The organism is Picosynechococcus sp. NKBG042902, from assembly GCF_963864045.1.
GTDB lineage: Bacteria > Cyanobacteriota > Cyanobacteriia > Cyanobacteriales > MRBY01 > MRBY01.
Genome location: NZ_CAWLTV010000037.1, coordinates 1 through 10,337, shown reverse-complemented (window position 1 = coordinate 10,337; position 10,337 = coordinate 1). Strand labels below are relative to the sequence as shown.

Annotated in this window: 7 protein-coding genes; 5 read left to right on the top strand and 2 right to left on the bottom strand. The window is 45.5% G+C overall.

The window, feature by feature from the left end; translation table 11 throughout:
- Positions 1-31: 31 nt before the first annotated feature.
- Both AACR41_RS00665 and AACR41_RS00660 read right to left on the bottom strand, forming a co-directional pair.
- Positions 32-3,931, bottom strand: coding sequence for an AAA-like domain-containing protein (locus tag AACR41_RS00665; RefSeq protein WP_045442634.1), 3,900 nt, complete (start codon positions 3,929-3,931; stop codon positions 32-34).
- 57 nt (positions 3,932-3,988) lie between these two features.
- Positions 3,989-5,347: an AAA-like domain-containing protein gene (locus AACR41_RS00660; protein WP_030008256.1), complete on the bottom strand. Its 1,359-nt coding sequence runs from the start codon at positions 5,345-5,347 to the stop codon at positions 3,989-3,991.
- A 327-nt stretch (positions 5,348-5,674) separates the two neighbouring features.
- On the opposite strand from AACR41_RS00660, the gene AACR41_RS00655 reads away from it, so the two are divergent.
- The 5 genes from AACR41_RS00655 to AACR41_RS00635 all read left to right on the top strand — a co-directional run bounded on the left by AACR41_RS00655 (position 5,675) and on the right by AACR41_RS00635 (position 9,770).
- The gene (locus AACR41_RS00655; protein WP_030008255.1) at positions 5,675-6,505 is read left to right on the top strand and encodes a hypothetical protein; all 831 of its coding nucleotides are present in this window, start codon (positions 5,675-5,677) and stop codon (positions 6,503-6,505) included.
- A gap of 290 nt (positions 6,506-6,795) precedes the next feature.
- Complete coding sequence (locus tag AACR41_RS00650; RefSeq protein WP_052349742.1) at positions 6,796-7,413, top strand: peptidoglycan-binding domain-containing protein; 618 nt, start codon at positions 6,796-6,798, stop codon at positions 7,411-7,413.
- 106 nt (positions 7,414-7,519) lie between these two features.
- Complete coding sequence (locus tag AACR41_RS00645) at positions 7,520-8,068, top strand: hypothetical protein (RefSeq protein WP_052349741.1); 549 nt, start codon at positions 7,520-7,522, stop codon at positions 8,066-8,068.
- Between the two features lie 67 nt (positions 8,069-8,135).
- Positions 8,136-9,119 carry an amidoligase family protein gene (locus AACR41_RS00640; RefSeq protein ID WP_052349740.1) on the top strand — a complete coding sequence of 328 codons (984 nt, stop codon included), beginning with the start codon at positions 8,136-8,138 and terminating at the stop codon, positions 9,117-9,119.
- Between the two features lie 57 nt (positions 9,120-9,176).
- Positions 9,177-9,770 (top strand): L,D-transpeptidase, encoded by a 594-nt coding sequence (locus tag AACR41_RS00635; RefSeq protein ID WP_030008251.1) that lies wholly within the window; start codon positions 9,177-9,179, stop codon positions 9,768-9,770.
- The last annotated feature ends 567 nt before the right edge of the window (positions 9,771-10,337 follow it).

Sequence of the window (10,337 nt, the reverse complement as noted above, 5' to 3'; positions counted from 1 at the left end):
CTAACGATAGCTTAAGTGATTATTTGGTAAGCTAATCATCTTGGCAAAGTTGCTGATAACGAAACTTACTGTCAATTTGATGAAGATATGGCTGTACCCAGGCGCAACCATAGCCCACAATCTGTTGCATGTCGATTAAATGATCCATCTCCCAAAGAATCACCACATCATCTAAACCACCAGAAACCAGCAAAGGACGATGGTTCTCATCCACAGCACGAAAGGCGATATCCAGAACCCGGTCTTCATGACCCTCCAGGGTGAGACGGAGAGTGCCATCTAGACTCCATAATTTAACCGAATTATCCCAACTTCCTGTCACGATAACGGTACCCCACTCCGTTGGTAAGCCAGTATTGGCGGGAATAAAAGTTACCGTATTCACCCGTTTTTCATGACCCTTAAGGGTTGTGAGTAAAGTACCATCCATGGCCCAGAGCTTCACTGTTCCATCTTCACTCGCCGTTGCAATCCTCTGACTGTCGGGGCTGAAGGCTACATCCAGGATGGTATCGCTATGACCTTGCAGTGCAAATTGGGGCTGAAGTGAAAAATGATCTGTTTCACTCCGTCGCCATAGCCAGAGAACTTTTTCTTCCCCCGCAGTTGCAATCCATTGATTGTCAGGGCTAAAGGCGACTGTATATAGTCGGTCATGATCTTTAGTTAAGGCTTGTATCAATGTGCCTTCTTTCTGCCATAACTTGACGGAGCCGTCCCAACTGGCTGTTGATAGTTCCTCGCCGTTAGGACTAAAGGCCACATCAAATACCACATCCTGATGGGCGTTGACCGTTTTTTGTAATTGGCCATCTATGTTCCACAAACTTAATTGACCATTGTTATGGGCGGCGGCGATCGCCTGACCATTTGGACTGACAGCCACCGACCATATTTCACCACTGGCACCGGCACCAAAGGCTAAGGTTTGCAGGAGTTGTCCGGCTCGATTCCATTGTTTAATTGTGTTGTCAGCACTGGCTGAAAAGATTGTGCCGTCAGGGGCAATGGCAACCCCCCATATCGAGGATTGATGGCCTCGCAGAATTGTTAAATTATGCGGCTGCGGTTGCCAGGTGCGGAGCATAGCGTCCCCTCCCCCCGAAACAATTTGTTGACTATCCGGGGTGAAATTTGCTTCCCAGGTGCCAGTAACATGACCCATCAAACTTTTAATCTGGTGGCTAGCTTGATCCCAGAGCAGCACCCGATTATCCCAACTGGAAGAGGCGAGGGTTTTTCCATCAGGACTAAAATTTAGATCCACAACGGCACTAGTGTGGGCGGCAATGCTTTGCTGTACCGTCCCATTTAAATTCCACCAAACCAGATTGCCATACCAGTCCCCGGTCACCAAGGTTTGCCCATCCCGGCTAAAGGCAACGCTGACGAGACGATTTTCGCCACGGTTACTTTCGGTGGGATTAGACCATGTTTGCAATGTATCACCCTGCAAATTCCAGAGAATCAGCGTATTGTCCCAACTCGCAGAAGCGAGGGTTTGGCTATCCGGACTAAAGGCCACATCCCAAACAAAGTTCTGATGTCCTCTAAATGTGTTGACCAATTCTCCCTCTATCGTCCAGAGCTTGACGGTGTTATCTTCGCTGGCCGTCGCGATCCATCGTCCATCGGGACTGATATCAAGGGCCATCCCTCTGCCCCGGTGTCCATCGATGGTTTTGAGCAGAGTGCCATCTTTCCCTGTAGAGGCCAGGACCTGACCGTCCGATGAGAACGCAATGTCATGCACTTCCCCTTGATGGCCGGCAAGAATTTTTATCTGGGTCCCCTCTGCATTCCAGAGGACGATTTCCCCCTGGTGATGGGCCGAGGCCATGTGTCCATTGATCGGATTTAAGGCAAGGCCGAGGATGATTCCCTGATTTGTATTAATCCGGTTACGTTCCACGGCTTGAAATGTTGCTTTGCGTAGGTTTTGTTCAACCTGGTGCACCAATGGACTGGGGGGCCACCAGAGTTTTTGGATACGGTTTTCGGCCTGGAGGGCAGTGACTAGAGCATCAAGGCGATTCCCAGAAGCGAATTGGGCTTCCGATTGATTGGCGATCGCCGCAATTTCTTGCAGAGCAAACTGATGCTTTTGGTGCCATGCAAAGACAGCCAATGTACTGGAAATTAAAAAAGCGGCACTGACTGAGCCGAGTAACCAGCGTTGCAGGCGCTGCCGTTTTTCCTGTTCAACGAGGCGGGCTTCTACTTCCCGTAGCCGTTTTGCTTCCTCCTTACGTTTGACTTCATCGAGGTCGGTACTTGTCCCAAACCATTTGATCACTTCTCCGTTATGGTCACAAATGGGCACCGCTCGATTTAAAAACCACCGATATTGTCCCTGGGCGTCCTGCATCCTCAGCTGTACTTCATAGGCTTGCTTGGTGGCAAAAGCCCGGTCCCAAGCCGCTAAGCTGGCATGAAGATCGTCGGGATGGATCAGACTATGCCGCTGGGTGCCAGCCAGATCTTGGAGGGACAGACCCGAAAAATCATGGCCCTGTTGGTTGGCATAGGAGAGATTACCATCCGGTTCAACAATCCACACAATCTGAGGAACCGCCTCCGCCAACTGCCGAAAAAAGCGTTCACTCTCTTGTTGAGCATTAAGTGCTGCCTGAATCCGTTGCCGTTCAATATCCTGACTGGCCGCTAAAAACTGATAATCTACATCACTCAGGCTTTTGTCTCTGGCCCACTGTTCAGCATCTCGCAGGGATTGCCCCTGTAATAGATAGGATTTATCTTGACGACCCGAGGCCAGCCATTGCTCCAGGATATTAGCGTATGGGCGCAGCTGATGGAGTTGACGGTCAACCCAGTTGAGGCTAAAAACCTGCTGGTAAATGCGGTTCTTGATGGTGAGTTGATTTCCCTGACGAACGACTAATCCCGAGAGTACTAAATCGGTTTGTTCACGGCTGTCATCGGTATAGACAGGTTCCTCCTGCAGCAGTTGTCGATAAATACCGAGTAAACGACCTGTGCGATTTTCACGCCAAAGTAGATGATCGCAGATAGTACGTAAATGAATAGGCTCATCCTGAGATTCCCAGTTTTCGATGAGGTGCGATCGCACAATGCCTTCAACCCAAACTTCGACCATCCCTGCTGATAACGCTAACGGCACCTGATCAGCCTGTTGCGCAGTCTGTAGCACAAGATCACACAGCTTTTGGGTCAAAAACGGTTGCCCGCCTGTCCAATCGAGAATGCACTTCAAAACCTGTTCTGGATCGCTAACCCAAGGCTCTAAGCCTGGTTGGAGGGGTTTACTTTCAGCTAAGGTGAAACCTGTGAGGGGAATAGCACGGCCCAAATTAAAAGGAGTACGTTGCTTATCAGCGATCAGATCGGAAGGGGTTGTCACCCCAAATAGCCCAAAGGTTAGACGACAGTAGCGTGGATCATGGGAGCGCTGGTTATAGCAGGAACGCATCCAGGCAAAAAAATCGTCGGTAGAAAAATCTAGGCTAAGCAGACTGTCAAGCTCATCGATGAAGATATACAGAGGTGGCCCCTCAAGGTCAGGAAGTAACAGTTCTTCTACAAGCTGATTTAGGCGTTGTACTAGAGTTAAGGCTTGATTTGCCTGCCACCATTGACAAAAATCCTTCTGGTACCCTAACCCCAGACTCTCAAGTATACTCATGCTCACCCCGGCATACCATTGGGTTTGAATCAGACCGATACTGCCCAACCGTGTCATATCCACATAGGCACAGCGGGCTCCGGTTTGTTGCAATTGTTGTTGCACTCGCACGAGGAGAGATGATTTACCCATCTGGCGGGCACTGAAAACATAGCTAAACTCTCGCGCTTTTAATGCTTCATAAAGCTTGCTATCCGCCTGTCGCACGACATAATCTGGAGAATCTGCTTGTAAACAGCCACCAACGTTATAGTGCAGGTTAGTCATGCGGCTACATCCATCTAAGACCCTACTTAAGGGCTGAATTTATAAATCAATTTTGCCTTATGTTTGGGAGAGAGCATGGGTTAGGTAGTCTCGATATAGATTTAACTTAATGAACCACCCTCCGGTAGTACGTTTAATGAGTCCTGCTGCCTCTAATTGATAAGCCAAAATTGTGTCTAGGGAAACGGGGTCATTGCCCATGACTAAAGTTTTGAGTTGAGCAGTTTGTTCTGGGCCATCTTGTACGTTGACCAAGAGCCGTCGCAGATAGGGGTAAAAGATACTGTTGGGCGTTGCTGCTGTATTAATCAATTCGTCGAAACTGAGGTCGGCCTGGCTGAGATGGTAAAAGGCGAGATTCAGGAGATATGGGTGACCACCCAATAGAGCGAAGAGGCGATCTAAATTGAAACTTTCCAGCGATAAGCCATAGTTCTGCGCTAGGGTCTGTACCTGGGCCGGGGTAAACTCTGACAACAAAAGCGGCAAACCAATATTAAAAGGTGATTGGTTGATATCTAGTGGTAGGTAGTGATCCGTCGCATAGGTTACCACCTGTCGTAATCTGCCCCAGATCCCATTGCGGCGGGATTCTTCATGCCAAGATCGCAACATGGGCAAAAAAGCTTGGGCACTTGCTGGGTAGACAAAGAGCCGATGTAACTCTTGGATACTGAGTAGTAATGGGGTGGAGTGGGGTTCTAGCAGTTGTTCTCGTACATAGGTCGTCGCGCTGAGGGTATTGCCTAAAATATCGCTCCAATGATCTTCTAGGTTTGACGATCGCCCAAGACTAAGGGCAAAAACACTGCAAAACCAGCGCAAGAAATTGCCACTATCGGCCAGGATATCAGGATCTGCCTGTTTCAAATCAACAAAGGCAATCCCGTAATTTAGTTGTTCCCCATGGGCCAAAATCCGTAGCAGTAATGAACGCTTGCCAAACCCAGATGGTGCTTTCAACCGGACAACACAGCCTGGTTGTTCAATTTCATGGCAGGCCCTGGTCTCAAGGGGAGGACGGGGAATGTAAAAGGGGGAATCTAAGGGGAGAGGCCCGCTGGGATAGGTTAATCCTTGGGATGGCTTAGCTGCCGCAGCAGACGCGGTGACTGTTGTTATCCCTTGTGCTGCGTAATGATCCTCAGAAAATTGATAATCAACAATATCTAATTCAAGGTCAAATGCTCTAAACAAAGCAACCAACGACCGTCTATCAACGCTAGAGTCATTGGACCAGATCCGACTAATAGTTGCTGCCGAAATCCCTGCCCGCTGACTAATCTCTTTGAACAGGAGTGGCTTGCTCTGATTCTCTGTTTCTTCCACTTGCCGGATGGCTTGTTGTAAACGCTGGCGACCATAGGCACTTAAGACAACCCCTCGTTTTCGCTGGCTAGAAAGATGATCACTCACTTTTTGATATTGAAAGACACTAAATATATAAACAAATGTAAAAGACCAGAGATATTAGGATTGTAAGCGAAATCTGTTTTATTTCCATAGTTTTTTGTTGATTTAGGTAGCAACCTCTTCTCTATCTTTTTTGTGACACAATTCTTTATGCTTATTTCATTTATTTCATTTAAGGTTGTCCCTATCTGGAATTGATTGGTAGTCCCAAATGTGAATGTTAATAAAAATTGATTTGCGAAAAGTTTTTTATCTTCTTTTTATATTTGTAAGGCGGCTATCGTCATGTTTATGGAATAGTATTAAGGGACTAAGTAATCCTATTGAATTATGTCGGTAACCCTAAAGAAAATTTCAACCCTCAGCATTGCCAGTATGCTCATGGCTAGTCAGGGACTGGTGTGGAATTTCGCTGCTTCTGCCGAAGTGCTCAATCGCTACCATGGACGTTGTAAGTTAAGTATCAATAACTCAACTTCCTATGATGGCTACTGCACAACTAGACACATGCAAAATAGCCAATATGACCAGTCAGTTGTCATTCAATTGGATAATGGAACCCAATATGATTTTCGTGGTAGCAGTCTAGACTATCTAGAAGTTCAGGATTGGGATGGTATTCACTCAGTTACCCACCAATATGACCGAGACCGTGAAATTTTCATCTGGAATACGGCAGGTAGTCAAAACAGCCTTTCCGTAAAAATGGACACTCAGCATGAGTCCCAAACTTCCCATGACGATGATAGCGGCAATGGGGGTACTGTCGGAGCAATTATTGGCGCTGGTTTGGGGTTGCTGATCGGTAGCTTGTTTAGTGGTGGTAGTGATAATAAGTCCCCTAGTACTTCTTTACCGGATAATCCCTATGCAAACAATATGGACTATTACAATGCCACTGCTTATTTTAAGTGTTCCGTAGGAGATGCGGATAAAGATCAGCAATGTCCTGGTGGCATTAAGCGCTATGGTGGCGGCAGAGCTTCCATTACTGTACTTTTCCCCAATCGCAATGAAGTTACCTATGATTTTAATGGTAGCAATGTGACCAGTTCCTTTAGTAATGATCTGACATGGGGTAAGTCAAATGATGTTTGGTCTATTGGTATTGACCGGAATTTGTTTATCGATATTCCTGAAGCGGCTGTCTACGGCGGCTAACGCTTTTTTAAGGCACTGATTGCACTTTTCAAAATCAACTTTGAACAACAGACTTTCAAGAAAATTATCCTGCAAAAATAATTTATTTTGTTAAGATATTCAAATAATTTTTTTGTTGTTTCTTGTTCCCATAAAAATATCCTAGGGGATAAAAGTATACATATACTTGTCATGAAAATTAATCAGTAATTATCTGTATATTTTTCCAAGACAACTACAATAAAGTAAAAGTATGAGCTTTGTAAGTAATGCCATTTGTTTAAAATAAGCTCTTCTACCATGGTGAAGTTATGGAAAAAATCTTCAAAAAACTAGGTTGGGCAGCATCTATTCTATTAATTCCTAGTGCTGTTGCCTTTAGCCCCGCCGCCCAGGCAGAACTATGTCACCATCGCGATATCCGTTATGACTGTGGTGATGAACATGTAGACGGTCGATTGTCTAAATACAACTTCATCAGTGCTCCCTTCCTCAGAAGTAAAGACTATCCAACGATTGTTAAAGATCTCCAGGTTCTACTACATGAGTTAGGGTATTACGAAGGAAAAATCACTGGTGAATATGACTCCGCCACAATGCTAGCTGTCAGAGCATTTCAAGATGCCTATCAGCTCGAAGTAACAGGCGAAGTGAACGACATCACTTGGATGGCGCTCAAAAGCCATGAGGAAGATGTTGTCTTTGAGGCAGGCGATCGCCTTGACATCGCCACCGGCACCTACATCAACGTTCAGAGCAGTTCTGCCGCTGCTGTCGAGTCTACAACAGCTAGTTCTTCGGCATCCGTCAGACAAACAGAAGTGGTCGAACAAAGAACTACTGTTCGTCAAACCGTGACCCAAACGAGTGGTAGTGCGACACAAATTAGTGAAACAACCCAAGCCAAGCCTGTCCGTGGACTTTGGTAATTCGACTTTTCTCAATCCTGCTCTTTTCTTGAGTTGCTTTCAGTAAAACTGTTAATTAATACAGTTTTCATCCTTACCTAAAACATCATGTCGTGAGGAATTTCCCATGGGACTAAATCCTAAATTATTTACCCTGTTTGTTTCTTGGTTTATCACCAGCATTTTGACAGTTTCTTTCGGCCCAGAAGCTGCTCAGGCGAGAAGTTTGAAGCCAGTGGCCCCTGAAAGCCCTGCTGCTTCTCTGGTTGCTCAGGGACCCAACCAAGCTGAGTATCTAGATGCTTTCTTCAACTCCGGAAAGTACACTTACTGTGATGCCCAAGTTCTGGGGAACTACTGGGGAGAATCTGCCGGTAACGCGAAAGTTCGTATTGGGATGATCTTATTAGGCGAGATCAGTAGTCCCAATCAACTCAGTGCAGATCAAAGACAGGCTCGTCAGGTTGCCGTTGATCGCCTTTGGTCTAGTCAGCAGCTCTGCTTTTTTGATCAAAAGGGTCTTACCTATGATGATGCTGTTGATCTAGCGAACTATTGGGGTAGTCAAGATCCGTTCCACGCTAAATTGTACGTCGAAAAACTCTTAATTCGGGGCGACTATCAAGAATTTGGTCGTTCGATGGACGCCGCTCGTCGTCAATATGATGGCGTCTAAGGCAACTTGATAATATTTTTGAACTAGACAGGGTAGTTTGCCCTGTCTTAATTTTTTCTACTCAATAATGACGACCCTAAATTGGAAAATTGGCTTCGAGCTTGAACTGCTTGCCCCCAAAGGCTTCAGTCGACAAGATTTAGCAGAAGCGATCGCCGAGAAATATCAAGGCTCCGTCCAGCGTTTCTTTTCTCTCCAGTCAGAACCCAGTAAAGTCCCCGGTAAACCAGTCTTTCAGAACTTAACTCATGGTTTCGAGGTTCTGGATGCAAAGGGAAATTTTATCGCTCGCTGTGTGGATGATCTCACTATCCAAGCAGATCTAGATAAAAGTTGTCCTAGCCTACCGGATTGGTATCGCATTGTGAGTGATGACGCTAGGCTTTTACATCTCATCAAACGTCAGGTCAATCCAGAGGATGCGATCGCCGATATTTTGCAACCCATTGCCGAATTATTTGGCACACCAATGACAGAGAGTGAGGGAATGTTTCGTGTCAGTGATGAGGTTGGTGCCTCTGTGGTGATCGCCGTGCCCTTACCAGGGGAGCGGGAACGTCCCTGTGAATTAGTGACAGCCCCCATTGAAACGGATCATTTTGCTGTCTTAGATAGTCTCTTAGCCATTGCTCGGGAACTGGGATTTACAATTCCCACAGAGGCGGCTACCCATTTCCACTTTGATGCCACTCGTCTCTGCTCTACCCCTATTTTTTATAATCTCGTCAATACCCTATGGGAAGAAGGGGAGCATTTACGTCAAAAAGTAAGGACAAATCCCCATTGTCAACGCTTAGGAAAATGGCCCGAAGAACTCCTTTTCTTGGTTAATACTCCAGGTTTTACGGCTCTTAGTTGGGATGAAGCGGTGACACATCTCAAACAACTGGAATTGACGAAATATTGTGATTTTAATATTAAAAATTTTATTTACCGACTTCCCAATAAAAATACCTTTGAGGCGAGAATTTTTCCCGGTTGGCTAGAGACAACGCCGGTTATCGAAGCCGCTAAACTCATGGAAGATATTTTATGGTCAGCCGTCGGTTGATCTCTGCTTTTAGGTTGCAAGTTTATAAAAAATACATTACCGACAATCCTACTGATTATGCTGCACACTCAATTTCACCAATCTACCTTATCGCTCTTTATCGGCTTTATCGCTGTGGGTAATGTTTTGAGTCTGCCCCAGTTGGCGATCGCCCAAGATGTTCAACCTTCCGAGGTCTCCCTCAATGATCTATTGCTGTCTTCAGTCAAAACGCCGCTACCTCCTTTAGGCAGTCCGACCACTTATCTTCCAAGCATTAATCAGCCAGTGCGTCTTCATCTGCGGCTTGGAGAACGAAAAGTTTATGTTTACCAGGGTGACCAATTGAAAGCGAGCTTTCCTGTGGCCATTGGCAAAGCAGGTTGGGAAACCCCCACCGGTGAATTTTCTGTGATGCAAATGATCAAAAATCCCGCCTGGGAACATCCCTGGAATGGGAGTATTATCCCCCCAGGAAAAGATAATCCCCTCGGGGAACGTTGGATTGGTTTTTGGACAGACGGCACAAACTTCATTGGTTTTCATGGCACACCAGACGAAAGCGTGATGGGTCAAGCGGTTTCCCATGGTTGTGTGCGAATGCGCAATGCAGACATCAAGCAACTTTTTGAACTGGTCAGTTTAGAGACGGCAGTCGTCGTTCAACCTTAGGCTCTGATTAATCGAGAGGAAGGAGCAAAGACGTTGCCACATCCTTTTTAGACATCCTCTAAGCTTCTTTGTGGAAGGACGCTTACCCCAGTTATTCTCAACTCTGGCTGAATCATTGAGAGAAAATTATTTCTATCTTCGATTATTTGATGGAGATTCGGAAAGTCATTTATGCCACTAACACCATTGACTCTTTAAATCGCTCTCTGTATAAAGTAATTAAAATAAAAGCTGTATTTCTTGATTAAGATTCCGTATTTAGGCTAATGTATTTAGCAATGAGGAATATTGCTCATAAATGGAAACGTTTCATGCGAGATCGAAAAGCTACTCTATCCGATTTCTCCATCTTTTTCCGGAATGTTTTCTTCTTCAACTCTCTCTACATAAAACTTAGATCACTCTCATGCAGGTCTACACAAGCTTTGTATTTCAGGATATTTTTCTTGATTTAATAATCTCAACCTGTTTCATGAGCTCTTTCCACTCAAAATTCTTCAAGTTATCGAAACTCTAGAGATTTATCTTGTATATTTAATTGAGGAATTTTATTTTGAAATGAGAACT

Coding starts and splice junctions, on each gene's coding strand:
- AACR41_RS00640 (WP_052349740.1), top strand. CDS start 8,136: ATGACGACCCTAAATTGGAAAATTGGCTTCGAGCTTGAACTGCTTGCC.
- AACR41_RS00635 (WP_030008251.1), top strand. CDS start 9,177: ATGCTGCACACTCAATTTCACCAATCTACCTTATCGCTCTTTATCGGC.
- AACR41_RS00645 (WP_052349741.1), top strand. CDS start 7,520: ATGGGACTAAATCCTAAATTATTTACCCTGTTTGTTTCTTGGTTTATC.
- AACR41_RS00665 (WP_045442634.1), bottom strand. CDS start 3,931: ATGACTAACCTGCACTATAACGTTGGTGGCTGTTTACAAGCAGATTCT.
- AACR41_RS00655 (WP_030008255.1), top strand. CDS start 5,675: ATGTCGGTAACCCTAAAGAAAATTTCAACCCTCAGCATTGCCAGTATG.
- AACR41_RS00650 (WP_052349742.1), top strand. CDS start 6,796: ATGGAAAAAATCTTCAAAAAACTAGGTTGGGCAGCATCTATTCTATTA.